This is a genomic window from Companilactobacillus sp. HBUAS56275 (genome assembly GCF_036913655.1).
GTDB classification, from domain to species: domain Bacteria; phylum Bacillota; class Bacilli; order Lactobacillales; family Lactobacillaceae; genus Companilactobacillus; species Companilactobacillus pullicola.
Genome location: NZ_JAYKKK010000002.1, coordinates 95,359 through 122,181, shown reverse-complemented (window position 1 = coordinate 122,181; position 26,823 = coordinate 95,359). Strand labels below are relative to the sequence as shown.

Genomic DNA, 26,823 nt, shown 5'->3' with positions numbered 1-26,823 from the left:
TAGTCCATGTTAAAAAAACAGTTGTTCATGAATTGTGAACACATTGAATGGAAAGAAGAAGTGAAGTTAATATGGCAAAGAAAAATTTGAGCCGTAGTCTCTCGTCTAGACAAATGCAAATGATCGCCTTAGGTGGAACAATTGGAGTTGGATTATTTATGGGATCCGCTTCAACCATCAAATGGACCGGTCCCTCTGTCCTATTAGCTTATGGACTAGCCGGTGTCATTCTTTATATGGTCATGCGAGCTCTTGGAGAAATGTTGTATGTTGATCCTTCAACTGGTTCGTTTGCCAAATACGCAACTGAATACTTACATCCCGTTGTTGGATACTTAACTGCTTGGAGCAATGTCTTCCAATACTTAGTAGTAGGAATTAGTGAAGTTATTGCGGTCGGAACCTATCTAGAATTTTGGTTCCCAACTATGCCAAAATGGATAGCTGGTGTGGTAGTTGTTGTTACATTATGCCTGGCTAACCTTACATCTGTCAAAGCATATGGTGAGTTGGAATTCTGGTTTGCTTTAATCAAAGTCTTAACAATCATTATGATGATCATCTTAGGATTCTTCGTTATCGTCTTCGGAGTTGGTAATAACGGTCATCCTGTTGGTATCAGTAACCTTTGGACACACGGTGGATTTTTCACTGGTGGTCTGAAAGGATTCATATTTGCACTATCAATTGTTGTTGCTTCCTATCAAGGAATTGAAGTTATTGGTATTACAGCTGGTGAAGCTGAAAATCCCCAAGAAAATATTGTCAAAGCTATTCGTTCTATCGTCGGCCGTATCTTAATTTTCTACATCGGAGCAATTTTTGTTATCGTTGCTATCTACCCTTGGGATAAATTAGGTACTATCGGATCACCTTTCGTTGAAACATTTTCAAAAGTTGGTATCACATTTGCCGCTGAAATCATCAACTTCGTTATGTTGACAGCTGCAATGTCTGGTTGTAACTCAGGTATTTTCAGTTCTAGCCGAATGCTTTATACATTGGGAATTGAAAAACACTTACCTAAGTCTTTTGTTAAACTATCTCGTCATAACGTTCCATATATCCCAGTCCTAGCCATTTCCATCGGTATTCTAATCGGACTGATTTTGAATTATACATTGCCAGTATTATTACACACTTCCGGTAACATTTTCGTTATCGTTTATAGTTCTAGTGTTCTACCTGGTATGGTTCCTTGGTTCGTTATCCTCTTCAGTGAATTAAGATTCAGAAAAATCAATAAAGATAAAATGAAAGATCATCCTTTCAAAATGCCTTTCTACCCTATCAGTAACTACTTAGCAATTGCCTCTTTACTAGTTATTCTAGTGTTCATGTTCTTAAACCCAGAAACAACCGTTTCTCTACTTGTCGGAGTTATTTTCTTAGTCGTAATGTCGATTGTTTACTTCGTTAAAGAACGTGGCAAAGTTCCTGCTAAAGATGCAGAAGCAGCACCAGTTTCTGATTTTGAAGAAAATGAAGATTAATCAAAAAAAGCTTAATGCAACTACTATCAAATAGTAGTGCATTAAGCTTTTTTAGTGTCTACATAAAATCGGTAACTTCTTTAACGTCGTAACGAACTGACTTAGTATAGTCACCTTCTGGTTTACCAATAGCAACAGCTGTAACTGGAATATATCTCTCACTGTCCAAGCCAAAGGTTGAAGCAATTTTACCAAAATCATAACCTGACATTGGATTAGCTTCATATCCATGAGCACGGGCAACTAGTAACAATTGCATAGCAGCCATACTACCATCAATTGTTGCATCCTTTTCAAGGAAACTTCTGTCAGCATGTTCATACAAAGGCAAGAAAGTCTTGAAAACTTTATCACGTTCTTCAGGACTAATTTGTCCATTCTCACAAGCCTTGTTCCAAACATCACGATACTTGTAATGAGATTGAGTGTCACCCAAAACAAAAATAACCGCTGAACAACTGTCAACCTGTGGGTAGTTGAAAGGCATCATAACTGAATGAGCTTTCTTCTTACCTTCTTCATTATCACAGACAACAAAGTGCCATGATTGTAGGTTACATGCAGAAGGAGCAGTGATAGTCTCCTCAAGCATTTCAGAGATTTCCTCACGAGGAATCTTTACATCACTTTGGAACTTTCTATATGAATGACGATCGAACATAATATCTTTAAAATTATTGTTAACTAAATTCTTTGTTTCATCCATTAAACTTCATCTCCAAATCTTTGTCATACTTAATTCTACCGCCGTAGTTGACCTTTGTAAACATTTTCACAAGGATTTTAGATAGAGTTTAAAGTTCTTAAATTGCCGTCCTCCGCAAAAATTGGGAATGCATTGGAACGCTATGGACACGGCTTGGAGCTAATAATTTCGTACTTCGCACGAAATTATTAGCTCCAAGTCCGGTCTTATTGTAATCGGCATAGCCGATAACAATAATCTCATGGCTGAACGCATTCCCAATTTTTACTCCGGACTAAAGAGTACTTCTACTTTCTTATTTAGAATTAATTTTTAATTCACCATACTTCAAATCAAAGATTAGAGATAAATTCTGAATTCAATATCATCTGGCAAAATAGATAGCATGACCACCGTTTTATCAGCGTACATTATTAGTAAACAAGCTAGTACTCGACACTCTCAATAGATACAGTCCACTATCTAATGATTTAAAACATAAAAAATCAGAACAATAAACCGGTCCAGAGCAACGGGAAAATTGTCTCACTTATGAAACTTACCTTAGTAATTCGCTATCTTTCATTTTCTCGAACTAAGCAATCAAAATTCTATTTAGTCCGGAACAAAACTTGGGAATGCGTTCAGCTATGAAGTCATTGTTAGTGGCTGTGCCACTTACAATGAGGCCGACTTTGGAAATCCATTATTTTGCACGAAGTGTAAAATAATTAGTTTCAAATCGCGCCCATAGCGTTCCAACAGCATTCCCAAGTTTTGTGGAGGACGGCAAGCTCCCACTATTCAACATAGAACCATGGTTATTTCCATAAAAACCCCAAACAAAAAATCCAGCAACTCAATTTCGAGTCACTGGATCAAATTTTTTAACTATTTAGTTTCTTTTGAAGCTTTCTTTTTCTTAAGATCACCATGTTCGCTCATTTCATGCCATTCGGCCAAACTGATCAAACTGGACATAGTCATTGGTAAGATGAAGACTAATACAACTAATCCAATAATTACACCTAGTGCAACTTGGATCAAGGTTGTAACACCACTAGGAATCAAAGCGGCAAAGGTACCACTCAAAATAATAGCAGCACTGATAACAACCGCACCGATTGCTGTAGCAGCTCTTAACATCTGACTCTTCAAGTTGGCATCATCATGATCATCCCTGTAACGAATCATTAGGAAGATACTGTAATCAACACCTAACGCCATCAACATAATGAATGTGAAGAATGGTGTATTCCAACTCAATAATGGTCTGCCTAAGAAGGTTGCTGAAATCATTCTTGTCAAACTCATTGAAACGGCATATGCAGTTAGCAATGTACCGATGATCATCATTGGTTGCAAGATTGATTTAATAACAACGATCAAAGCAAGTCCAATACCGATCAACATAATGATAGCTGTACGTTTAAAGTCACCATTAGCAAGAGTTCTCAAGTCGTTATCTTGTGATGTTTGACCACCGATAGCAACCTTAGTTCCGGCTAAAGCACCATGTTTAACTTGAGACTTCAAATCTTTTTGCATACGTTTGAATTGTGTATTAGCTTTAGTTGAATTTGGATCACCTTTCAAGACAACAGTTAAGGTTGTGATCTTATGATGATCAGCCATGTATGTATCCAAAGCTGGTTTGAAGGCCTTAGATTTAATGGTTGCCTTAGGTAGATAGAAATCGTCACCGATATATGACTTACGTAATTCAGTCAAGTATTGATTCATCGTATCACTACCGTCGGCTAACGTTGTTAGACCGTCAGAAGCACTACCTAATCCTTGTTGCAACTGTTCAACTTGTGAAGACATTGATTGTAACTTAGTATTCAATGTTTGTACACCAGCATTAACTTGTTGACTAGCAGAAGCAACAGAACTTGCACCACTATTCAAAGTTGAACTAGATGAATTCAAGGTGTTAGTACCATTAGCTAAAGTACTTGCACCACTGGCAATTTGTGAATTAGCACTGGCAAGACTATTAGCACCTGATGACAATTGACCGGCACCACTAGCAACTTGGTTAGCGCCACTAGCTAGAGTTTGTGTACCACTAGTTAATTGACTAACTTGGCTTGTTAAGCCTGGAAGTGAACCTGTAAATTGATTGATGCCACTATTCAAAGTACCGGCACCACTATTTAATTGATTAATACTGCTTACTAATGTAGCAATTTGACTGGCATTTAGTTGACCGCCAGTTGCTTGATTCAATGCACCACTACTTTGTAATTGAACAAGTAATGGTCTTAATTGATTAACAGTTGCTGTCAATTGATTCATTTCAGTAGCTAAAGTATTGCTACCTTGACTCAATTGTTGAACTTGACCTGTTAATGTAGGCAAACTAGCAGCTGCACCGCTGACACTAGATGCTAATTGATTTGATCCACTAGCAACTTGACTAGCACCACTTGCCAAAGTTTGTGTACTTGAAGCCAAAGTATTAGCACCACTAGCGGCTTGGCTACTACCTGAAGCTAATTGTTGGGCTCCTGAATTAGCGCTTGAAACACCAGCAGTATAGTTACTAATACCGGATTGCAATTGTTGTGTACCAGATTGTAATTCTTGAGTACCATCAGCCAATTGTTGAACTTGACTCATGCTACCACTGATATTGGCATTACTTAATTGAGTATTGGCACTATCCAAACCAGATTTAATTGTATTTAAACCTTTCTTGGATGAATCCAAACCTTTAGTGATGGTCTTTAATTGATCCTTTAAGTACATTGATCCAATCTTACTACCACCAGGTTCAGTTACAGAAGCAACTGTCTTAACGCCATCTTCTTTTTGAAGATATTGTGTCAATTGATCGACAGCAGCTAATTTTGCTTGAGTATTCAATTTCTTATCGCTTTGAATATAAATTGTGATTGGGGCTGTCATACCTTTAGAGAAGTGCTTTTGAATTATTTCGTAACCTGCTTTTGACTTATAGCTACTTGGTAATTCATCGGCATTGTTAAAGTTCAAATCAGCATTCATCGTCATAACGAATGGAATAGCTAAAATAGCAATTACACCTAAGACAATAGCTGGTTGTGCTAAAGCGGTCTTAGACAATCCATGCCATAAACGACTTGAACTGCTACCATTTGAAATCTTGCTTGGCCAGAATAGTTTTGGACCAAGTACGGCCATGAAGAACATGTTCAAAGTCAATAGAACTGGCAATAGGACAAGAACACCAATGGCAACGGCTGAAGCACTTTGATAGAACGAGAACTTAGCAAGCCATAAAACAGAGAATCCAATTAGAACTGAAATTCCTGAATAAAGAACTGTACGACCACCGTGTTTACGAGTTGACCTCATCGCATCAACCGGATCTAGTCCATCAGCCAACGCTCCCTTGAAGTAATCGTAAAGTAAAATATTGTAATCAGTACCAATACCAAACAAGACAACAACTAAGAAGACTTGGGTAAAGTTAGAGATTGGGAATCCAGCATGTTGAGCTAGATTCATAACAACACTCAAACTGGTTACAAAGGCCACACCAACGTTTAATAAGGAAATAATTGGTACGATTGGTGATTTGAAAACTAAAATCAAAACGATAAAGATGAAGATTACCGCAATAACTTCGGTCTTCTGGATACCTTTTTCAGTAACGGTTGAGAAGTCATCATTTAAAGCATCACTACCTGTGACATAGGTATTAATACCAGATGTCTTTAATTGACTATTAAGCTCCTTTACCTGATGTTTGACAGTTCCATTAGCTTTAACCGTAATTTGAGCTAATTGAGTTGTCTTATCCTTAGAAACCAACTGCTTCTTTGTTTCAGCATTATCAGTTGGTCCCATAACATTTGTGATACTTAAACCTGATTCATCCTCTAAATCAGCTAAAATATCTTTAATTTTTCTGGTTTGATTGGAAGAAAGCTCTTGATTTCCATTACTAAAAACAGCCGTATATGTACGAACCGATTTATTGTTATTCGCTTTTTTCTGAATCTTATTAGCTACTTCACTCTCCACTGTGTTGGGTAGCTTTATCCCACCATTTTCTCTGACTAACTCTGATACATTAGGCATAGCGACGATTGCAATCAAGATTACAACCAGCCATGTTATCAGTGCTGGCCACTGTTTACGACGAAAATCTTTCATAAAAATCACATTCCCTTAATCAAATTCAGTTATCCATACTTGGACAGTTGTAAAAATACAAATGTAATGATAAGGTTAATTACGAATTTGGGCAAGAGACAACTATTGTCGTTTTGTCTAAACTTTGACACTTTATGAAAATTGTCCAGAATTGAGGCGCTTACATTTTGAAATATGATCCAAATGTTAAACAATCACGTGGTATCGAACGTACCCAACGGGCATTTGCAACCGCCATGTTCGATTCCTTAGCACAGAAACCCTTTGACAAAATTACAGTAAATGGGCTCTGCCAAAAAGCCGATTACCCACGTGCCACTTTTTACAACTACTTTGATGATAAATTTGATCTCTTGAACTTCTGTTGGTTCAAATTGGGGCAAGACACTCACCTCGATGTCAGTGATACCCAAAAGGGTAAATTAACCATCAAAGAAACTTTTGCTCAGATCTATAAATTATTCAAAGATCAACAATCTCTACTATTAAGTATCATCGAGAACAATCCAATCGATAGTCCCTTGGTTAATCACTTTGTTCGTCATTTTACAGATGTCATTTACGCCTCTGTTAAAAAAAATGTTGATGCTCAAAATACCCACACTCCATCAGAGTTAGTGGCACAACATTGTAGTACAACCATTATCGAAATTTTGCGTTGGATCTATCTAGGTCAACATAAAGTCACCTTAGATGAAGCCGAAACTTACTTGACCGAATTGCTCTCTGGACCAATTCATTTGCAATAAGATTAGTTTTTTCACCAAATCTACCGATACTTTCAAAAAAGAGTAGTATAGAAAGTATATTTATTATTGAAGGGTGTTTTCTATGAGTGTATTCTTCTCAAGTATTCAAGGAATTTTAATCATCATTGGTCTCATTGCTGTTGGTTACGGTCTATCTCATCTCGGTTGGTTTTCAGAAAACTCAACGCGTTTGATTGCAAAATTGGTCACACAGGTTGCTTTACCAACCTATATGATTTCAACTATCACTAAGGATTTTACGGCTGAAAAATTGGTTAAACTGTTGCCCGACTTGGCAATTCCTGTTTTGTCGATGACCATTTTAATTTTTATTTCTATTATTTTAATCAAAATTTTGAAAATTGATCCTAAGCATAAAGGCCTATTTTCATCAATGTTTTTCAATTCCAACACTGTCTTTGTCGGTCTACCGGTAAATATGGCCTTATTCGGTGAAAAAAGTTTGCCATACGTACTGGTTTATTACATGGCTAATACGACTTTTTTCTGGACCCTAGGTACCTACTTAATTCAGATGGATGGCGAGATCAAGGGTAAATTCAAATTAAAGACCACCCTTAAGAAGATTTTTTCACCACCATTGATGGGATTTATTATCGGTTTGATTTTAGTCATGCTCCATATTCAACTGCCTAAGTTTTTGATGTCAGACTTTGAATATTTGGGTAATTTGACTATTCCGTTATCCATGATTTTTATCGGTATTTCTATCTATAACGCCGGCCTGAAGAATATCTCATTTCACAAAGATAACTTGGCTATTCTTTTTGGAAGGTTCTTGTGCGCCCCTCTATTAATGGCTGCACTCTTCCTATTTATTCCAGCCACTCCTTTAATGAGACAAGTCTTCATCGTTCAAGCAGCTATGCCCGTTATGACCAACGCCCCAGTTGTAGCAAAGCTTTACCATGCTGACTCCAATTATGCGGCCATTATGGTTACTGAGACTACATTATTGAGTTTGATCGTTGTGCCTATCATTATGGTTTTAATCAAATAAAGCTTGCCATTTAGTTGGTGAGCTTTTTTTGTGAAATTTTATATCTTCATTCTTCGAAAGGGCTTACAATAAAGTTAGTCAAATAAGAAGGAGTGAAGTATATGTTCTTTATCGATACGTCTAAAAATGGAAAACCCGTCTATAATGCCATAGTGAATCAATCTTTGGATAACTATCTAGTAAATGATCTACGTTTGCCAGGTCACGGTTTGATTCTTTATATCAATAATCCATCAGTTATCGTTGGTGTTCATCAAAATGCCTACGCCGAGGTCAACTTCCCTTACCTAGAGAAAAATAAGATTCAACTAGTCCGCAGAACTTCAGGTGGCGGTGCTGTTTACCACGATTATGGAAATCTAATTTTCGAAAATATTATTATCGGTGACGACGAACATTTTGGAGATTATGCTTATTTTGCTCAACCAATCATCGACGCCCTTCACGATATGGGAGCTACTGGAGTTGAAATGCGTGGCCGTAACGATATCGTTGTCGATGGCAAGAAATTCTCTGGTATGACAATGTTTAAAGTCGGTGACTCCTACGCTGCCGGTGGTACTTTGATGTTTGATTTGGACATGGACACTGCCAGCGAAGTCCTAACACCTGAACAAGATAAACTTGAATCCAAAGGTGTTAAATCAGTTAACAAGCGAATCACTAACATCAAACCATATCTCGATGAACCCTTCAGAAGTATGGATGCTAATCAATTTAAGGAAGAGTTATTGAAACGAATCTACCACGTCGACAAACTTTCCGATATTGAGACATATACTTTGAATGATCATGATTGGGACATCATCGATTCCCGTCTAAAGGACAAATACGATACAGATGCTTGGAATTACGGTAAGAATCCCGGTTTCACTAACTATGTTTCTAAACATTACGACATTGGAACCGTCGCATTTAACTTCTCACTAAAAGATAACAAAATTTCCAACATTAAAATTTATGGTGACTTCATTACAGGTGGAGATATCAGCTTAATTGAAAAAGCTCTTCTAGGTACTGACTTCACTAAAGATAGCCTAACAACCGCACTTGGAAAAGTTGATTTGGCAGCTAACTTAGGTAAAATCGAACCAGAAACATTAGCCGACTTGCTATTATCATAGAGAGCGGAGCAGAGGCGGTCAGCCTCCGAGGATTTGCCTAAGAACTGAAATTGTACGCGTACTTTACGGACAATTTCAGTTCTGTAGCAAACCACAGGAGGTTGCCCCTACGTAGCTCGTTTTTATTAGAAAGCAGAGCAGGCCTGTGGAGCTCGTTTCCACTATATTACATAGACCCATAGTTTAAAAAAAGACTAGTACAACAGCTATAATGGCTGCTACACTAGCCTTTTTATCGTTATAACGATTAATTTACAAAAGTTGTATGTTTAGCTTTCCAATCTTCCAATTTAATGTTGACCCAAAAGGAATAAATACCAATCGTAATGATCGATAATAAGAACCACTTGATCCAGTTGCCAAATAGTTCTAGGCCCGTTCCATCAAAGTGCATCCGATGACCTTCAATTACCGTATGATTGATTTTCCACCCGTAAACCAAACATAGTGCCCATGGATAAAGGATTCCGATTGTAAAAACAGTCATAATAAATCCACCTATACTCAGTAAAATTAACTCAAAAAGTCCCCCGTCAAAATATGAGTATCTGCCAAATTTCATGTTTTCTGATCTAGATTGCCCCATTTGATTATTCATCTTTTCCCCTCCTATAAAAAAATCTACCCTTAATAGAAATTTTAAACCTTAAATCAAAAAAAAGACCTCCATTAAGTATTCAAAATATGTTGAATCCTTTAATAGAGGCCATTCTTATTTTTTATCTAATTATTTAACTGAATAATTAGGTGCTTCTTTTGTGATTGTTACATCATGTGGATGTGATTCTCTTAGTCCAGCGTTAGAAATTTGAACGAATTGAGCATCTTGTAACTCTTTCAAATTATGAGCACCAACGTAACCCATACCTGAACGTAAACCACCAAGTAGTTGATAAATTACATCGCCAACAGCACCCTTGTCTGCGACACGTCCTTCGATACCTTCAGGAACCAATTTATTAGCTTCATTAACGCCACTTTGGAAGTAACGATCTGATGAACCATGTGACATGGCAGCTAAACTACCCATTCCACGGTAAGTCTTGAAACGACGACCTTGATAAATTTCGAATTCACCAGGTGCTTCATCAGTACCAGCTAACATTGAACCAAGCATAACGGCGTTACCACCACCTGCTAGAGCTTTAACAATATCACCTGAATACTTGATACCACCATCAGCAATAATTGTCTTACCATATTCGTGAGCAACACTAGCTGCGTCATATACGGCTGTCAATTGAGGTACACCGACACCGGCAACGATTCTAGTTGTACAAATTGAGCCAGGTCCGATACCAACTTTAACAACATCTACCCCAGCATCGTAAAGTGCTCTTGTACCTTCAGCAGTAGCGACATTACCTGCAATTAGAGTTGCTTCTGGGAACTTAGCTCTGATTTCAGAAATCTTTCTTAGAACACCAGCTGAATGACCATGAGCTGTATCAATGATAATAGCATCGGCACCAGCTTTAAGTAAGGCTTCAGCACGTTCAAAAGTATCACTAGTAACACCAACAGCAGCGGCTACTAATAAACGTCCATATTGATCTTTTGCGGCATTAGGGAATTCTTTAACTTTTTCAATATCTTTAATTGTAACTAGGCCACCTAAACGACCGTCTTTATCAATCAAAGGTAACTTTTCGATCTTATGTTCTTGGAGAATTTGTTCTGCTTCTTTAATAGATGTTCCAACTGGTGCAGTAATTAGCTCTTCACTTGTCATTACTGTACCGATTTTAACTGAGAAATCAGTGATGAAACGCAAATCTCTATTAGTAATAATACCAACCAACTTCAAATCAGTTGTATTAGTTACAATGGGAACACCACTTATGCGGTAAGTACTCATCAATTTTTCTGCTTCACTAACTTTGTCATCTGCAGTTAAGTAAATAGGGTCAATAATAACGCCATTTTCGGAACGCTTAACTTTTGATACCTCATCAGCTTGTTGCTCAACACTCATATTTTTATGAATGACACCCAAGCCACCTTGACGAGACATCGCAATGGCCATTGGTGCTTCAGTAACTGTATCCATACTTGCACTCAAAATTGGTGTGTTTAACTTGATATTCTTGGCTAGTTGAACTGATAAATCTACTTCATTTGGTAAAACATGACTCTCTGCTGGTATTAATAAAACGTCATCAAAAGTGAATCCTTTTTTATCAAATTTTGTATCCCATGCCGACATGATCTTCCTCCTAATTATTTGTTTTGCCTAAATATAGGTAAAATTTATAAACATGTTATCTGATTTTTCTCTGATAGTCAATCAATGTTTGTGAAATAAAAAGAGACCATCGTCATAACGGTAGTCTCATTCATACATTTTTATTGCAATAACTTTATAATTCCATAAATTTTGTTTTTTTAAATAAAAATCAAATCGACGTTTCTTCAAATACAGCTTATACTTTATAACGCCGTTTTGTTTAGAAATATATTCATTTAGTCGATGTAGTTCATGATTATTATTTCTCCTCAAATAAGAAGAGGTTTTCTCGTCTACTGCTATATTATCAATTACCTCATGATGTACCAAAGCATCCTGACAAGCAAACTCCATCCTCTTTCTGATTAGGTCATTACCTACTAGCAAAATAATTATAATTATCATTACTAGTAATAACAGACCACCAAATATTTCTGTTATTTCTACGCCGGAAATACTCATAATAATCAACACTTTTATATTTATTTTAATTATTTAAATAATATCATGGCGAGATTATTGTTATCAAATTCCCAGCTTCTATTTACTTTCTGTGGTAAGATTCTTTTACACAACGTTTTAGGGGGAATTCATATTATGAGAAAATTGGTTCGGGATAAAATACCCACTATTATCAATGACGATTCTAAATTTGAAGTACTTTCAAATGACGATTACCGTCTCTCTTTACGTGACAAAGTAGTAGAAGAAGCTACCGAAGTAAAGGCCGCTACCACTCGCGCCAACTTAGTCGAAGAATTAGGGGACTTGGAAGAAGTTATTCGTGCGATCCTTGATGATGCTTCCATTACTTATGAAGAAATGGATAGTCTTAGACATGCTAAAATTAATCAAAAAGGTAAATTTATTGAAAAGTTTGCTATGATAAATACTAACGAAGAATCATAAGATTATGGTTCTTCTTTTTTGTTTCCATTGTATGATATTTTAAAACAAGCTAATATTATACTTATACTTTTTAATATAGAAAGAAGATTAAAATGCAAATCTTAACTTTATTCTTAGTCGCACTAGTTGCCTTAGAGCACATCGGTATTGCTGGTCTAGAAATGTTTGGTAAACCTGATCAACAAGCTAAGGCTTTCGACATGCCTTTAGACTTTGTCAAAGACAAACACGCTCAAACTGCCTTGGCCAACCAGGGAATTTACAACGGCCTGTTAGGTGTTCTAATTCTAGCAATGATTCTTTTCTTTACTGGAACTACTTTGAAAATCATCATGATTTTATTAATGCTTTATGTCATTATTGTTGCCGTTTATGGTGCCATGACCGCTACTAGAAAGATTATTTTTCTACAGGGATTGCCTGCTTTCATAGCTTTGATTTTCGTACTCTTCTTTTACCGCTAATCAAAAGCTTCTATAATATAAGTAATTTTATAAAGAATGGATAAAAAAATGAAAAAAGATTCACTACTAAAAAGTTCCCTGTGGATTTCCATTAGTGGAATTATTTCTCGTATTTTAGCGGTTGTTTATATCATTCCTTGGAATATCTGGATTGGTCCTCTAGCTGTTAATGCGGCCAATGCCATGTACGGGAAAGTATACAACATATACAACCTCTTTTTGATTATTGCTACAGCCGGAATTCCATCGGCTATTTCTAAAGAAGTTGCCGCTCACAATGCCTTAGGACGTTTTGATCAAAGTGAGAAACTCTTCAAAAAATACAGTATTTATATGACTTTAGTCGGTGCTGTCTGTGCTGCCGTTATGTTCTTTGGTGCCAAGTATGTTGCCATTGTCTTAGCTGCGGGCGATATGCGTGTTGTAACGCCAATTAAATACTTGAGTATCGCAATGTTGATTATTCCCGCTCTAGGTATCTTAAGAGGCTATATTCAAGGATATGCTTTTATTTCTTACTCAGCCTTTTCACAAGTTATCGAACAGATTGCTCGTGTTGCTTACATGCTTTATGCGACATACACAATCATGATTTTGCAAAAGGGTAATTACGTATCAGCTGTCAATCAATCAACCCTAGCCTCATTTATCGGTGCCACATTAGCTTACATCTTCTTACTCTGGATACGTATCAAAGTTAGACGTTCTGTTACGATCGATGACCTCAAGACTAAGGATGATTTGCCAACTGACGAAAAGATCGACATCAATTTCGGTTCCATGTTGCGTTCGGCTATTCCTTTCCTACTAGTCGATACCATCATGACCGTCCTACAATTATTCGATCAAACTACTTTCACATGGATCTATCAATTGATTCTTCACGCCAGTGAAAAAACAATCGACAATCTCTATGCGATGTTTGGCTTCCAGGCTAACAAGATCATCATGGTCCTTGTTTCCCTTGCCATCTCCGTATCTGCTTCAGTTATTCCAGCTCTGTCGGCCATGGTCAGCAAGAAAGTTTCCAATGAATATATTCAAAACTTCATGCGTAAAATCGTTCAATTCACTGTCTTCATCATTCTTCCAGCTACATTTGGAGTAATGGCTATCAGTCGTCAACTCTGGACTGCTTTCGTCTTCTATGATCAAAGTATTCTCGGTTCCAAAGTCTTGATTGTATCCTGTTTTGAAGCTTTCTTCTATTGTTTATTCATGATTTTGGAAAACATTCTTCAGGTTACTCATCACATGAAGAAATCGATGATTTACCTGGCAATTGCTTACCTACTAAAAATCGTACTTCAATTGCCTCTAACACTAGCTCTAGGCGTGTATGGTCCCGTTGTTGCGACAACCATTGCCTTTGTAATTATGAGTCACTTTGCCTTTAGACTGATCAACAAAGAATTCCAAATCGTTGATAAGGAATTAGGTAAGAAACTGATTCATATTCTCATCGATGGCATTATTATGTTAGTCGTTGTGGTAGTCGCCAACCTCTTAATTGTTTATGTCATTTCAGATGCTACTAAGGTTGGTGCCATTATTGATATTGCTATTTGTGGAATCCTCGGTATTTTGGTCTATGGCTTCCTCAGTTACAAAGATGGTTCACTCAAGATTCTTAAAGAAATTCGTGATACTGAAATTTACTAATAATGATATAGAAAAAGGAAAACCGCTAGCGGTTTTCCTTTTTTATTGCTCTATTCTGAATCAACCATTTGCCACGTTATAGTACCGCTATAACTTCCTGATTTAGTGCCACTGTCCATCTTTAATTTCCACGATCCGGCACCAATATACTCAGATAAGTCTAAATTATCTTGACCGCCTGAGAAGTCCGCCGACTGAATCCTTGTTCCGTTTGGCAGAATCGGTTGCCACGTTCCAGAATCAGTGACGCTTGTTTGTCTCTGACGGAAGAATAAAATATTTTCCAAATTATTACTTAAAGTGTCTCCGTTATTATTTTTCATTCGAGAATCAGGATCATCATTGTCGTATGAAACTGAGATCATAAATGGATTATTCGTTGGATGGTTAACGATCAATTCGCCATCGGTTTTAACATTATTGGTCTCTATGCTAGATCCGGAAAAATTATGTGTTCCAAAATCTATCAAATTAGGTACGGAGGTTATGCCATCAACGTTCTCTATTGAGACTTCCGCATTGTTGGAAATCAGGTCACCTAGATCTTTATTAGCTGAAATTCCACCTTTTAAAGTGGCGTTAGTTGTGATTTTACCAACCGCAGCTGAGGTAACTTTGGCTTTATTTTCGACGGTAACTGACTCCCCAGCTTTAACCTCTTTAACTAAACCTGTACTAGTCCCATTTTGATAATACCCATTTCCATCGGCCCCTGTAACATAAGTATCATATGGCGTACCTAAGCTATCTGGTAAATTACTGATTAAATTGGTGGCACTTGCTAATGAATGAGTACTGTTGTTAGTAACTTCAAATTTTGTTCTATAGCTAAGAATGTCTCCCACTTTTGCAGTAGTTTGGTCCGCGTAGTCAGTTTCATTGTTACTCTCATTTTTCACTTGTCGTGTAAATTTATAATCAAAATTCAATTTCTCAATTGGCACGTCGACTGAAGCTTGATATTTTTGTTGTGTGGCTCCAGTTACCTTCTGATCGGTTCCAAAGAATTGGGCTGTATTCTTAATCGTTGTTCCAGCCCCACTTTCAACAATCGCTTCAAAAGTTATCGTTGCATATTCGTTATCCTTTAAAGAATAACCTGGCATAACGGTCAGTGTTCGGCTTGAATCATCATAACTGCTTGCTGGAACTTCCGTAAAGTCACCATTATTTTGAGATTTTCTAATGGTCGATGTATCTATTTGTAGTCCTTCAGGAATTTCATCAACTAACTTATCGTAAGACCATTGTGAACCATAACCATTATTTGTTACTTTCATCGTAAACTTCAAACGATCACCGACTTCATTTTTGCCAGTTGAATCAGTTTTATTAGTATAAGTTTTTGAAACCTCTGGTGAAGCAGCTGACTGTGGCATCGCACCCATTGTAGAAACAAAGTGAGCCGTTTCTCCTGGTGCTAACGTTGTAGGATTCCACTTCAAAGCGTAGGCAGTATCAACTACTCTTGCAGAACCGTCACTTGTCTTGAAAAGTGAAGTTCCATAAGGATTTCCAGCTTCCTCAGCACCAGCACCATCGATACTACTTTGATTTTTACTATTCTTGAAACCATCCAACCAATTGGTTGGCGTAGTTAGTAAATCCTTTGCCACACCGGTATATTGGTCAAATCCATCTTTAACTTTATTAGTGATCAAAAGTGTATATTTATCCGTCGAATCAGCTCTTGAAGTAATGATCAATCCACGTTTTTCACCCATATCGTAAATATAGGATTGATCGGTTTTCCCCATCAACCCTAGCGCTGTATCTTCAGCGAACATTGTTGTAAATTTCTGCGTGGTCGAACTGGAATTATAGACGTACATTTCTCTTTGCACGATAGCTGAATTATTAGGATCAGCTCGCATTAACAATTCAATTTTCAAATCGAAAACGCCATAAGTTTTACTGTTACGTTTTAAGTCACCCACAATCTTGTAGGCTGGATTGCCATTGGCATCAGTTCCGACATAATACTTTTTATTCGATAACCGATTAGTTGGGTCTGTTCCGGCAAATTGTGATGGTAAAACTGAATATTCAGCCGCTGTGACTTTAGTTGTCGTCGAATCCGAAGGGACGATCATAAAATCCGGAGATAAAGACGAGGCCAAACTACGGTTTGTTTCAACGTTAGTTCCTGCACGGTTCTGAAAAAGAGCATTGACGTACTTATCGCCTTTTTTCAAAAAAACATCCATTTTGGAATATTGAATGGAATTACCTGATGCATAGGAATCCTTAACGATTGAATCGTCACCACCGTTTAAGAAGTAAGGCAGCTGACTAGTATTGGAATTATAGCTTTGAGCCAAGCCAAAGGTATAACCTAAATCCAAATTATCTCCCATTGGCAATAATCCGACCTGCGTCATTTGTCCAGACGGTGCATACCAGTTATCTATCCCATCATTTATTTCAGCGGCCTTCACATTCTGAATTGAAGTCGCACCAAAAACCGCCACCAGAAATAATAATATTGTCCATACTATTTGTCGTATTCCCTTGGTTTTCATATCCTCCACCTATCTAAATAAAGAATAATTATTATGATTAATTATAAATGACCCGTTCTATGAATATTACTCAAAGCAGGCAAAAATATTTGTACATTTTTGATAACCAGGAATATATTCACAAAATCATTATTTTTATGAATTTATGATTAGAAGTATACTAATCGGGTATCAAAATATTATTAATCAGGAGATACTATTTATGGCATACGACAAAAAATTTATGGAACTAGCAGCTAAAGAAGCACAAAGTAATGTAGGAACACAAATCGGTGGACCTTTTGGTACTGTGATAGTTAAAGATGGCGAGATAATTGCTCAAGGACGCAATCACGTCTTAGCAAATCATGATCCATCAGCCCATGGTGAAATTACAACTATCAGAAAAGCCTGCCAAAAACTTGGAACACACGATCTATCAGGTTGCGAATTGTATACCAATGCTTACCCTTGTCCAATGTGCTTAGGAGCTATCATCTGGTCAAATATCAAAACTTGTTACTACGGTAATACTGCCGAAGACGCTAAGAATATAGGCTTTAGAGACGATTTCATTTACAAATTTTTATCTGATGGTTTAAATGATAAGAACGTTTTAAACCTTGAACAACACGATCGAGACACTACTATTAAGGCTTTTAAGAATTTTAAAGAGGATTCATCACATACTATTTACTAATTAATTTAAAATACCTCATAATAATTAGAAGCCAACCTAATCATTATGAGGTATTTTTATATCTACTCTGCCACTCTCTTACCAATAACTTCTAATAAGAAAAATGTCAAAAGCAGACTAATTATTCCATTAATCAAGAAAATCATTTGATAATTGACTTTTGAAAATACAATACTGAATATGAATACTGCAATTGGCGTAAGTATTTGCGCAGCAGTATACATTGAAGTATTAACTTTACCAAGATCTCCCTCCGGAACTGTTCTTTGTATGTATGTAAACATTGGAGGTTGAGACATAGCGTCCAACACGCCAATAACAAATTCAAAAAATGCAAAAATGAATAAAACATAGCGTGGCAAGGTAAATAACATCAAACCTAAAATAAGTAATTGTGTACTAGTTGCCCAGTACATATTTCTTATAAATCCAAAAGTATTTTTTAAATTAACTATTGTAATGATGATTCCACCAATAAGAGCTCCAATTGAATAAATTCCTTCAATATTTCCACTGATTGTTGTTGAATATTTCAACGTATGTATAACAACATAAGGCATACCTATAACAAGAGCAGTACTAGTAATATTGAGACACATCGTTACTATTAAAAAGAAAAGCACTGTTGGATATTTATTTAGTGATTTAAAAATATTTAGGTTTTGAATTTTCTTTTTAGTTTTATCTACCGGATTACTATCAAAGTGAGTTGCCATCGTTAAAAATAAAGTCATTATTTCCGTCACAATTTGTAAAACAATCATCCATTTAAAATCCATAATACCAAATAGAAATCCCGCTATCGCCGGCGCCAAAATGCTTGATACCGTTGCTGCAGTTGATTCAATGGAATTAAGTTTCTGAATATGATCCCCCGTTACAATCTGCGGGGTCGACGACAAATATGAGATAGTAAAAAAACGAGCCGTAATATTATTCAAACACACAACAACAATCGCTGAGATGAGAATATTGGTATGAAATAATTCAAAAACAAAGAAATATACAATGAGGGTCAAAATAAGTGCACTTTCGGCAATCAAAGCAATATGTTTTCTTTGATAACTATCAACAGTATTTCCTACCCAAGGAGCAACAAGTACACCAATCAATGGTCCAATAATTAAACTTGTTCCATATCCCATTGCTGATCCGGTAACTTGTAACAATTTTAAAGACAGCGCGTAGTTAAATATCGATGCCCCCAAATCATTAACAACTGTCGTAATTCCAGCTTTAATCAATTGCTTCGTCGTATCCGATTCCACCAATTCCATGCACCCACCCCATTCACATCAATTTGTTAATATCAGTTATAACTCTCTAAAAAGCCATTTTCAATAGAATACTAATATTTTTTTAATTGTATTATATTATTTAAAACTTTGATGATGAATTTTGCCTTTTAAAAACTAAAGTGTGATTCTTTAGTATTATTTGTTTATTAGAATAATAAATTTACCTTTTTTGTAAAAATAAAAGTAAAAAGTAGTATATAATTAAATTATTATCAATATCACTTTCAATATTTTCACATATAACTATTTAAAAATTAATATTTTTTTAGAGGTATTCAAATGATAGATGGAAATAAAATAAAACAAACCAGAAAAAAGATAGGTTTATCTCAATCTGATTTAGCCAAAGATATTACTACACAGGGAACCATCAGTTCCTTGGAAAGAAATTCTACTTCTCCAGGAAGTACTATCCTAGTTAAACTGTTGAATCGTCTAGGTTTAAAATTAAGTGATGTTGTTATTAACGATATTGCTACTGAAAATGATCAGATTTTAATGCAGGCAGACCATTTTAGCATGAATTATAAATATCAAGAGGTTATACACTCATTAAAGAATTTTCAACAAACTGACGATAAAGACCAGCAAGCTCATTATCAATTCTTAAAAACGGATGCCGAAATGTGGCTCACTAATAACTCTGATGATGCAATATTTGGTTTCAATCAGTTATTGCTACTTCACGATGACATCTCTGACATATTTACCATTCTTGCAACCTGCGAATTAGGTGTAGCCTATAGTCAAAAGAACGATATTACGAAGGCTAATTTTTATTTTGAACAAACTGCATCATTATTTAAAAACTACAATACTAATGACAATCTCTTTTGGTCTCTATTAATTTACGATAATTTGGGAATGTACTATGCCAATAATGACAAGCTTGAAAAATGTATAGATATTACTACTTCTGGTTTAAATTTGGCCCAAAGAAATGGCAGCTCATATTTTGTTGAATCATTCTACTACCTACTTTCAGAGATGGCAGAACAACAAGGTAAACATTCTGAGGCTATTCAATATACGATTCAGGCCTATTCATTTGCTAAATTCATAGGCAACCACCTAATAGGAGAAAAGGCATTGGCGTTTCTCAAAAAGAATGGCATTGATTATTTAAATCTATAGTTAATACTAAACGTATTTTTTGGTCATTTTATATTCATAATTTTCAAATTATTTAATAATATATTTTCATTCTTTCATTAATCTGATTTGACGTTGAAAAAAATTAATAGTATCTTATTAGTATTGAAAACGATTACCAAGATTGAGGAGAGATTATTGTGTTAGTAGGAAGTATTGAAGCAGGTGGAACAAAATTTGTTTGTGCTGTTGGTGACGAAGACTATCGTATTAAGGATAGCGTTCATTTTCCAACAACTACACCAGAAGAAACATTGCAAAAAACAATCGATTATTTTAAACAATTTGATATTGAGGCTTTAGGAATTGCATCATTCGGTCCTATCGAACAACGTAAGAACTCACCAAAATATGGTTACATCACATCTACACCTAAGCCAGGTTGGAGAGATACTGATTTCATTGGCAAAATGAAAGAAGCTTTTGATGTTCCAATGTTCTGGACAACTGATGTTAATGGTTCAGCTTATGGTGAATATGTCATGTCTACCCTATCTAATGAAAAGATTGATTCATTAGTTTATTACACTGTTGGTACTGGTGTTGGTGCCGGTGCTATTGATAAGGGTAAATTTGTTGGTGGTATTGGACATCCAGAAATGGGGCACACACTTGTAAAACGTCATCCTGACGATCTAGATTTCAAGGGTGTTTGTCCATTCCACGGTGACTGTCTTGAAGGACTAGTTGCTGGCCCTACATTCGAAGCTCGTTTAGGCATTAAAGGACAAGATGTTCCTTTGACAAATCATGTTTGGGATATCATGGCTTATTACGTTGCTCAAGCAGCTCTACAAGCTACACTTATCCTTAGACCTGACAAGATCGTCTTTGGTGGCGGTGTTGTCAGTGAACCATTCCTAGATAAGGTTCGTGCCCAATTCAAAAACTTACTAAACGATTACGTTGAAGTACCAGATTTGAAAAAATATATTACAATGCCAGAAATTAAAAATAACGGTTCAGCTACACTAGGTGATTTCGCCTTGGCTATCCGCGAATTACAAGAATAATTAATTTATGTATTACTAAAAATCCCAGTGTGGAAACCATCAATGGTCCATACTGGGATTTTTTCACACTCCAACTCTGAGGTGTTTATATGAAACTTCGTCATAAAATTTTCTTTATTACTATCGGTTTGCTTGCGCTTATAATTCTTTTTGCTATTCTTTGGCTCAATTATCGTAACGTCGTTATAAATGTTTTTAACTACACCCTCGACCGAAAAACTCTGATCAATCTTTTGAGACATCAAGGTAAACATAACGCCGTTTTATTCATGGCAGTGATTGCGATTGGATCAGCCATTCCTGGTGTTCCCATTGCTGCAGTTGCCATCTTATCAGGCGTACTTTTTGGACGTTGGATCGGTTTTGGTATCAATATTTCTGGAATCGTTATTGGTAATTTATTAGCCATTAATATTCTCGAATCATTCCCACACAAAATCAAGCCCAGTCGTTTTCGTTATCTCACTGATAAATTGAAAAATATGCACCACCCTCGAATCGGATTGAGTATTGGTTATGCCATTCCTATGTTGCCAACATTATTAGTCAATTATGCATCCTTAGAGTTAAAGATGTCGTTAAAAAACAAAATTCTATGTATTTTGATTGGATCACTACCAGTCTCATTTCTTTATGCTTTCGGTGGTGATGAGTTAATTTTTGGTAATACTAAAGCCGTAATTATAGCCGTTGTAATTTTATTGTTACTATTTGGACTATGTGAAGTCATCCGTCGTGATCAACGAATCGTTACAGCCAGAAAATGAAAAAGGTACTTTATTAGACAACATTATCTAATAAAGTACCTTTTTCACTGTTTACTTTCTTTTTCTGAAAATAATAAACTTACTAAATACGTAATTTAAAATAATGACCACGGCGTTAGCAATCAATTTAACGATAAATCCATTACCATGCAGTAAAATCATCCCGACAAACATCGTACCTTGATCAATGACCCATGAACCACCCCTAAATAGGAAGAACGAACCCATTTCTTGGAAAAAAGCTTTCCATGTCGTTGTATGAGAATTGAATACCCATAATTTATTCGTTACATAGGCAAAGATAACCGAGATCAAATACGCAATCGCATTAGCAATTTGCGAATTCATTCCCATCACGCGCCACAATAAAGCGAAAGCCACGTAATTTACTACTGTTGTCAAGACTCCGAAAAAAGCATAGGGAATCATATCTTTATATTTATTCCATAATTCTTTCATAATTCACTAACGTCCTTAATGGTTTAATTTCCAATTTTTATAGCTTAATCCTAAGAAGTAAGCAATTACTTCAAAAGCTGAAATAAAGAAGGTCACTGGCCAGTTGGTTACAAATGCTAAGTATAAACCTAACCAAACTCCGGCTAACGATAATCCTACTGAAACCATGATTAATTTTGGCACTGAATGTACTAAATATTTGGCCGTAGCTCCCGGTAAAGTCAATAAAACAAAGACTAATAATGAACCCACGATCTGAGCCCCAATACTGACACTCAGAGCTAATGTTACTAAAAAGGCTACAGATAATAGTCTTGTCTTTAAACCAGCGGCACGAGCGCCAATATGGTCGAATGAATCAAACGACAATGGCTTATAGAAAATAATAAAGACAAAAATGACGAATAAGGCCAAAATCATCAACTGATTAACTTCTTTGGAACTGATACCGACAATACTACCGAATAAAATATTGGTAGCGTAACTGCTTGATTCCGAAGATAGCGACAAGAATAAAATTCCTAAACCAATGAATAATGACGATATCGCACTGATCGATGCCTCTCGCCTTGACGATTCACTACTCAAACTACCAACGGCTACAGAACTAATTAGAGTGAAAATAATCATCCCCGCTAAAGGTGATATTCCCACTAAAATTCCAAAAGAAGCCCCCGCAAAGCCAATTTCAGATAATGTATGAGAAAGAAAAGACATATTTCTAGAAACAACGAAAACACCGACTAAACCGGCTGTGATTGCGATGAAAGTACTAGCAATGAAGGCTTCCCTCATAAATTCGTATTCAAACATGTTTAACCTCCCATCTCAAACATATCTTCTGAAACATCTTTCACATCGACTTCTTGTAATTCATGGTTTCTGAAAAATAGAGCTCGATGTGTATACTTCTTAGTTAACTCATAATCATGGGTTATAAAAATAACTGTCAATTTCTCTTTTTGATTCAATTCCTCTACTAGATCCATCAACTGCATCTTAACTTCAACATCCAAACTGGCCGTTGATTCATCTAAAATCAGTACTTTAGGATCATTCAAAAGTGCTTGTGCTAAGTAAGCTTTTTGTTTCTCTCCACCTGAAGCTAATCCCAAAGGACGATCTTTTAATTCCATCAAACCTGTCTTATCCAGAATTCGTTTAATCAATTGATTGTCAGCGTGTCTCTTTTTAGGGCTTAAAGTGAATTTAAGATTCAAACGGACAAATTGTTCGATATTCAAAGGATAATCGATATCAATATTTCTAAATTGTGGTACATAACCGATAGTTTGCTTGTGATCAACGATTAGTTCACCACTAGACTTCTTTTCCAAACCCATAATCATTTTGACTAAAGTTGTTTTACCAGAACCATTCGGCCCAATCAAACTAATAAAGTCGCCATCATTGATTTGAAAATTTAAATTTTGAAAAACCAGTTGCTTACCAAAGCGCTTGGCTAAATTAACTGCCTTAATAACGATTATTCCTTCACTATCCTTTCAATCTGACTAATATTTTGATCCATCCAACTATAATATCCTAAATCACTTGGTAATGTTTCCGTGAAATAAATAATTGGTACATGATTTTTCTTAGCAAGAGTCGTCATCTTAGTGATGATTCCACTAGTAACTTGCTTATTAACAACTAAGAAACTAACCTTATGATTCTTCAAACCATTTTCCATACTTTTGACATCCTTAATAGAAGGATCCGTATCTTCTTCAATGGCTTTGGCAAAATGTTGATTAGCAATTTTCACGTCCAGATCTTTCAAGAGATAGTAAGGTAGTGGTTCAGTTACATAAGCCTTTTTACCAGCCGTGTACTTCTTCAATGCTTTTTCTCTTTGGATTAAACGATTTAATTTTAATTTATATTCCTTAAAATTAGCTTGATAATAAGCACGATTTTTTGGATCCACTTTTGACATATGTTTATAAACAGCTCGAGTCAGTTCTTGAACGTTCTTAACGCCAAACCAGACATGCTCGTTATCGCCATTTTCTTTTTTCAAAACATCCCGAGAAAAATCGATCATGTTGCTTTCTTGACTATTAGCCGCGACAATTTTTTCAACCCAATCATCGTACCCCAAACCATTAGCGACAATCAATTGTGAATCCGCAACTTGTTTAGCATCATTGCTTGAAGCCGAAAAACTGTGCGGGTCAACATTGACTGACTTGATGATCGATTCAACTTGATATTTATTTCCAACAACACTTTTTATCGGTTCTTTGTATGTGTTGACTGTGGTCGTAATGATCTTTTGTGAAGTATCGCGACGACTACAACCCCCTAAAACTATCAACAGCGAAAGTAAAGCTAGTAAAATGAAATTTCTTTTTCGCATTCTTTCCCTCTATTCAAATAATTACTGAACTAAAATAGAGGCCTGAACAAAACAAAGTTTTGATCCGACCTCTGAAAAATATAACTAATTCTTATTATAAAGGCAAGTGATTAAAGTTTACCAGATTTGGAAATATTGACCATTAGCTGGTACTAAATAGCTTCCCACTGGTGAATCTGAATTCTTGCTATAAATATTTATTTGATAACCATTAACATTATTCCAAGTAACTTTACCATTTGCTACATATTGTGTAGTAGTTTTATCGTAAGTTGAACTCAACTTGTCAGCTAAGAAAGAAACAGCTTGGTCAGATGTCGTAATGTTAACTCCTTGTGCTTGTGTAGAATTTTGATTTTGTGATGATTGACTGTTATTCGTATTGTTTGTGTTGCTACTGTTATTACTATCATTGCTACTTGTTGAGCTTTGATCGGTTTGTGTAGAGTCACTGCTCTTAGTAGTTCCACTATTGTTACTGTTATTATTAGTGTCATTACTGTCACTATTTGTTTGCTTACCATCATTTGATGAATCCGATGAAGATGAAGTAGAACTTGATTGGTCAGATCCCTCAGATTTCTCTGGAGTTGACTTCTTAGTACTCTTTTCTGTTTGTTCAGATCCAGTATTTGATTTTGTACTTGTAGCTTGTTGACTGCTGCAACCCGCTAATAAAACCCCTGACAAAATCACTGTAAAAAGCGATAATCTCTTAAACATAATATTAAAAGTACCTCCTTGTATTAATCATTATATAGGAACGAAGTATTTTTTTGCAATGTTCCACGAGAAACATTACCGAACCGTAAGAATTAGATGACAGTGTTTAGAGATTTTCTAGTGCTACATAATCAAATCTCTAAATAAAAACAACAGCTTCCATTAAGTATTCAAGACATACAGATATGCCTGAACTTCTTAATAGAAGCTGTTTTCTATTTAGTATTTAGATTTTAAAACGATTGATAAAAAAGCTGAACTTAGTCCGAAACGACAAGTTTTTCACTACAACCAAGTTTGAGTAAGAAACAATAAAAGAGGCATTCATATCAATCAATTGAATTCGATCGATATGAGTACCTCTTTAACTCAAAAATATTCATTAGATTAAATAATTTACCTCAAACCAAACATTCAAAGTGCTGTTTAGTCCGGAGCAACAAATGGGAATGCGTTCAGCTATGAGATCATTGTTACCGGCTTTGCCGGTTACAATGAGGCCGACTTTGGAAATCCATTATTTTGCACAAAGTGCAAAATAATTAGTTTCAAATCGTGCCCATAGCGTTCCAACAGCATTCCCATTTGTTGCGGAGGACGGCAATTTAAACATATTCCGCCCTACATCTATCCATAAATCTTCGTATAATCAATTTTTTCGCCATTACGAATCTTTTGACCAAGTTCGATTGATTTATCAACGATAATTCCTTGTCCATCAATAACTTGGTAAGGATGGTCTGGAGCTTTCTCTTGGGCAAATGATAACTCAGTACATCCCAAAACAATAACGTCGCAATCAAACTTGTCATGCATCGTTTGTAAAATTTTGTGATACTTAGGAGCATTCATTTTACCCTTAATTTTGATGTCGTCATAAATCAAACTTTCGACTTCATCTTGAACGGCTTGATCACCCAGACTCAATTCAAAACCGGCATTCTTAATTTCATCTTCATAAATGTGGTCAGCAATTGTTCCCTTAGTAGCGATCAATCCGATTCGCTTGGCCTTAGGATACTTATTCTTCATCACACTGATTGCCATATGTGGCATGTGAATCAACGGAATATCAGTCGCTGCTTGCAATTCTTTATAGTAATAGTGAGCTGTATTACAAATAATTACCATAAATTCAGGTTTCAATAAGCTTTGTTGCTTAATATCCTCTGTTAGAGGAGGTAAAAAGCTAGGTTTACTGTGATCTAAAATATGTGCGGTTCTATCAGGTACGGTTGAGTGATTGACCAAAATATAATCTAAGTAATCTTGGTCTTTCTTGCTAGGAGTCCTCTCGTTTAGCAAATGTATATAGCTTTCAGTGGCAAGGCTACCCATACCGCCAATTACTGTAAAGAATTTCCTCAT

Annotated in this window: 24 protein-coding genes; 11 read left to right on the top strand and 13 right to left on the bottom strand. The window is 36.0% G+C overall.

Going from position 1 to position 26,823, the window contains the following annotated elements; all coding sequences use genetic code 11:
- Positions 1–71: 71 nt before the first annotated feature.
- Positions 72–1,493 (top strand): amino acid permease, encoded by a 1,422-nt coding sequence (locus tag U8526_RS04210; RefSeq protein WP_334340716.1) that lies wholly within the window; start codon positions 72–74, stop codon positions 1,491–1,493.
- 58 nt (positions 1,494–1,551) lie between these two features.
- Here U8526_RS04210 and U8526_RS04205 read toward each other — a convergent pair whose 3' ends face one another.
- Together U8526_RS04205 and U8526_RS04200 are read right to left on the bottom strand one after the other, a co-directional pair.
- A complete protein-coding gene (locus tag U8526_RS04205) occupies positions 1,552–2,199 on the bottom strand; it encodes a nitroreductase family protein (RefSeq protein ID WP_334340715.1) in 648 nt (215 codons plus the stop codon).
- 870 nt (positions 2,200–3,069) lie between these two features.
- Positions 3,070–6,324 carry an MMPL family transporter gene (locus tag U8526_RS04200; protein ID WP_334340714.1) on the bottom strand — a complete coding sequence of 1,085 codons (3,255 nt, stop codon included), beginning with the start codon at positions 6,322–6,324 and terminating at the stop codon, positions 3,070–3,072.
- A gap of 167 nt (positions 6,325–6,491) precedes the next feature.
- On the opposite strand from U8526_RS04200, the gene U8526_RS04195 reads away from it, so the two are divergent.
- From U8526_RS04195 to U8526_RS04185, 3 genes are all read left to right on the top strand, one after another.
- Positions 6,492–7,073, top strand: a complete 582-nt coding sequence (locus U8526_RS04195; RefSeq protein WP_334340713.1) for a TetR/AcrR family transcriptional regulator — start codon at positions 6,492–6,494, stop codon at positions 7,071–7,073.
- Between the two features lie 82 nt (positions 7,074–7,155).
- Positions 7,156–8,094, top strand: a complete 939-nt coding sequence (locus U8526_RS04190) for an AEC family transporter (protein WP_334340712.1) — start codon at positions 7,156–7,158, stop codon at positions 8,092–8,094.
- A 101-nt stretch (positions 8,095–8,195) separates the two neighbouring features.
- On the top strand, positions 8,196–9,218 hold the full coding sequence (locus U8526_RS04185; protein WP_334340711.1) for a lipoate--protein ligase: 1,023 nt from the start codon (positions 8,196–8,198) through the stop codon (positions 9,216–9,218).
- 247 nt (positions 9,219–9,465) lie between these two features.
- On the opposite strand, the gene U8526_RS04180 is transcribed toward U8526_RS04185, so the two are convergent.
- The 3 genes from U8526_RS04180 to U8526_RS04170 all read right to left on the bottom strand — a co-directional run bounded on the left by U8526_RS04180 (position 9,466) and on the right by U8526_RS04170 (position 11,907).
- Complete coding sequence (locus U8526_RS04180) at positions 9,466–9,780, bottom strand: DUF898 family protein (RefSeq protein WP_334341134.1); 315 nt, start codon at positions 9,778–9,780, stop codon at positions 9,466–9,468.
- A 165-nt stretch (positions 9,781–9,945) separates the two neighbouring features.
- Positions 9,946–11,424: an IMP dehydrogenase gene (guaB, locus tag U8526_RS04175; RefSeq protein WP_334340710.1), complete on the bottom strand. Its 1,479-nt coding sequence runs from the start codon at positions 11,422–11,424 to the stop codon at positions 9,946–9,948.
- A gap of 126 nt (positions 11,425–11,550) precedes the next feature.
- Positions 11,551–11,907, bottom strand: coding sequence for a hypothetical protein (locus tag U8526_RS04170; RefSeq protein ID WP_334340709.1), 357 nt, complete (start codon positions 11,905–11,907; stop codon positions 11,551–11,553).
- Between the two features lie 135 nt (positions 11,908–12,042).
- Here U8526_RS04170 and U8526_RS04165 point away from each other — a divergent pair, with 135 nt between their 5' ends.
- From U8526_RS04165 to U8526_RS04155, 3 genes are all read left to right on the top strand, one after another.
- Positions 12,043–12,354, top strand: a complete 312-nt coding sequence (locus U8526_RS04165; RefSeq protein WP_334340708.1) for a nucleoside triphosphate pyrophosphohydrolase — start codon at positions 12,043–12,045, stop codon at positions 12,352–12,354.
- Between the two features lie 92 nt (positions 12,355–12,446).
- A complete protein-coding gene (locus U8526_RS04160; protein ID WP_334340707.1) occupies positions 12,447–12,818 on the top strand; it encodes a DUF1304 domain-containing protein in 372 nt (123 codons plus the stop codon).
- A 48-nt stretch (positions 12,819–12,866) separates the two neighbouring features.
- Positions 12,867–14,480 carry a polysaccharide biosynthesis protein gene (locus tag U8526_RS04155; RefSeq protein WP_334340706.1) on the top strand — a complete coding sequence of 538 codons (1,614 nt, stop codon included), beginning with the start codon at positions 12,867–12,869 and terminating at the stop codon, positions 14,478–14,480.
- Between the two features lie 50 nt (positions 14,481–14,530).
- Here U8526_RS04155 and U8526_RS04150 read toward each other — a convergent pair whose 3' ends face one another.
- Entirely contained in the window at positions 14,531–17,002 is a 2,472-nt protein-coding gene (locus tag U8526_RS04150; RefSeq protein WP_334340705.1) for a G1 family glutamic endopeptidase, read from the bottom strand.
- Between the two features lie 202 nt (positions 17,003–17,204).
- On the opposite strand from U8526_RS04150, the gene U8526_RS04145 reads away from it, so the two are divergent.
- Positions 17,205–17,681 carry a nucleoside deaminase gene (locus U8526_RS04145; RefSeq protein WP_334340704.1) on the top strand — a complete coding sequence of 159 codons (477 nt, stop codon included), beginning with the start codon at positions 17,205–17,207 and terminating at the stop codon, positions 17,679–17,681.
- Between the two features lie 62 nt (positions 17,682–17,743).
- On the opposite strand, the gene U8526_RS04140 is transcribed toward U8526_RS04145, so the two are convergent.
- Positions 17,744–18,958 carry an MFS transporter gene (locus U8526_RS04140; protein ID WP_334340703.1) on the bottom strand — a complete coding sequence of 405 codons (1,215 nt, stop codon included), beginning with the start codon at positions 18,956–18,958 and terminating at the stop codon, positions 17,744–17,746.
- A gap of 300 nt (positions 18,959–19,258) precedes the next feature.
- Between U8526_RS04140 and U8526_RS04135 the strand changes: the two genes are divergently transcribed.
- The 3 genes from U8526_RS04135 (at position 19,259) to U8526_RS04125 (ending at position 21,911) form a co-directional block, all read left to right on the top strand.
- Positions 19,259–20,113, top strand: coding sequence for a helix-turn-helix domain-containing protein (locus U8526_RS04135; protein ID WP_334340702.1), 855 nt, complete (start codon positions 19,259–19,261; stop codon positions 20,111–20,113).
- 158 nt (positions 20,114–20,271) lie between these two features.
- On the top strand, positions 20,272–21,144 hold the full coding sequence (gene scrK, locus U8526_RS04130) for a fructokinase ScrK (protein ID WP_334340701.1): 873 nt from the start codon (positions 20,272–20,274) through the stop codon (positions 21,142–21,144).
- An 89-nt stretch (positions 21,145–21,233) separates the two neighbouring features.
- Positions 21,234–21,911, top strand: a complete 678-nt coding sequence (locus U8526_RS04125; RefSeq protein ID WP_334340700.1) for a TVP38/TMEM64 family protein — start codon at positions 21,234–21,236, stop codon at positions 21,909–21,911.
- 51 nt (positions 21,912–21,962) lie between these two features.
- On the opposite strand, the gene U8526_RS04120 is transcribed toward U8526_RS04125, so the two are convergent.
- From U8526_RS04120 to U8526_RS04095, 6 genes are all read right to left on the bottom strand, one after another.
- Complete coding sequence (locus U8526_RS04120) at positions 21,963–22,370, bottom strand: GtrA family protein (RefSeq protein WP_334340699.1); 408 nt, start codon at positions 22,368–22,370, stop codon at positions 21,963–21,965.
- Between the two features lie 15 nt (positions 22,371–22,385).
- Complete coding sequence (locus tag U8526_RS04115; protein ID WP_054642695.1) at positions 22,386–23,183, bottom strand: metal ABC transporter permease; 798 nt, start codon at positions 23,181–23,183, stop codon at positions 22,386–22,388.
- Between the two features lie 2 nt (positions 23,184–23,185).
- On the bottom strand, positions 23,186–23,857 hold the full coding sequence (locus U8526_RS04110; protein ID WP_442886207.1) for an ATP-binding cassette domain-containing protein: 672 nt from the start codon (positions 23,855–23,857) through the stop codon (positions 23,186–23,188).
- Positions 23,857–24,732 carry a metal ABC transporter solute-binding protein, Zn/Mn family gene (locus U8526_RS04105; RefSeq protein ID WP_334340698.1) on the bottom strand — a complete coding sequence of 292 codons (876 nt, stop codon included), beginning with the start codon at positions 24,730–24,732 and terminating at the stop codon, positions 23,857–23,859. Before U8526_RS04105 ends, U8526_RS04110 begins: the two co-directional genes overlap by 1 nt.
- A 117-nt stretch (positions 24,733–24,849) precedes the next feature.
- The gene (locus U8526_RS04100; protein WP_334340697.1) at positions 24,850–25,455 is read right to left on the bottom strand and encodes a hypothetical protein; all 606 of its coding nucleotides are present in this window, start codon (positions 25,453–25,455) and stop codon (positions 24,850–24,852) included.
- Positions 25,456–26,082: 627 nt separating this feature from the next.
- On the bottom strand, positions 26,083–26,823 hold the full coding sequence (locus tag U8526_RS04095) for an aspartate/glutamate racemase family protein (RefSeq protein ID WP_334340696.1): 741 nt from the start codon (positions 26,821–26,823) through the stop codon (positions 26,083–26,085).

Coding starts and splice junctions, on each gene's coding strand:
- U8526_RS04210 (WP_334340716.1), top strand. CDS start 72: ATGGCAAAGAAAAATTTGAGCCGTAGTCTCTCGTCTAGACAAATGCAA.
- U8526_RS04205 (WP_334340715.1), bottom strand. CDS start 2,199: ATGGATGAAACAAAGAATTTAGTTAACAATAATTTTAAAGATATTATG.
- U8526_RS04200 (WP_334340714.1), bottom strand. CDS start 6,324: ATGAAAGATTTTCGTCGTAAACAGTGGCCAGCACTGATAACATGGCTG.
- U8526_RS04190 (WP_334340712.1), top strand. CDS start 7,156: ATGAGTGTATTCTTCTCAAGTATTCAAGGAATTTTAATCATCATTGGT.
- U8526_RS04185 (WP_334340711.1), top strand. CDS start 8,196: ATGTTCTTTATCGATACGTCTAAAAATGGAAAACCCGTCTATAATGCC.
- U8526_RS04180 (WP_334341134.1), bottom strand. CDS start 9,780: ATGAAATTTGGCAGATACTCATATTTTGACGGGGGACTTTTTGAGTTA.
- guaB (WP_334340710.1), bottom strand. CDS start 11,424: ATGTCGGCATGGGATACAAAATTTGATAAAAAAGGATTCACTTTTGAT.
- U8526_RS04170 (WP_334340709.1), bottom strand. CDS start 11,907: ATGAGTATTTCCGGCGTAGAAATAACAGAAATATTTGGTGGTCTGTTA.
- U8526_RS04165 (WP_334340708.1), top strand. CDS start 12,043: ATGAGAAAATTGGTTCGGGATAAAATACCCACTATTATCAATGACGAT.
- U8526_RS04160 (WP_334340707.1), top strand. CDS start 12,447: ATGCAAATCTTAACTTTATTCTTAGTCGCACTAGTTGCCTTAGAGCAC.
- U8526_RS04155 (WP_334340706.1), top strand. CDS start 12,867: ATGAAAAAAGATTCACTACTAAAAAGTTCCCTGTGGATTTCCATTAGT.
- U8526_RS04150 (WP_334340705.1), bottom strand. CDS start 17,002: ATGAAAACCAAGGGAATACGACAAATAGTATGGACAATATTATTATTT.
- U8526_RS04145 (WP_334340704.1), top strand. CDS start 17,205: ATGGCATACGACAAAAAATTTATGGAACTAGCAGCTAAAGAAGCACAA.
- U8526_RS04140 (WP_334340703.1), bottom strand. CDS start 18,958: ATGGAATTGGTGGAATCGGATACGACGAAGCAATTGATTAAAGCTGGA.
- U8526_RS04135 (WP_334340702.1), top strand. CDS start 19,259: ATGATAGATGGAAATAAAATAAAACAAACCAGAAAAAAGATAGGTTTA.
- U8526_RS04125 (WP_334340700.1), top strand. CDS start 21,234: ATGAAACTTCGTCATAAAATTTTCTTTATTACTATCGGTTTGCTTGCG.
- U8526_RS04120 (WP_334340699.1), bottom strand. CDS start 22,370: ATGAAAGAATTATGGAATAAATATAAAGATATGATTCCCTATGCTTTT.
- U8526_RS04115 (WP_054642695.1), bottom strand. CDS start 23,183: ATGTTTGAATACGAATTTATGAGGGAAGCCTTCATTGCTAGTACTTTC.
- U8526_RS04105 (WP_334340698.1), bottom strand. CDS start 24,732: ATGCGAAAAAGAAATTTCATTTTACTAGCTTTACTTTCGCTGTTGATA.
- U8526_RS04100 (WP_334340697.1), bottom strand. CDS start 25,455: ATGTTTAAGAGATTATCGCTTTTTACAGTGATTTTGTCAGGGGTTTTA.
- U8526_RS04095 (WP_334340696.1), bottom strand. CDS start 26,823: ATGAGGAAATTCTTTACAGTAATTGGCGGTATGGGTAGCCTTGCCACT.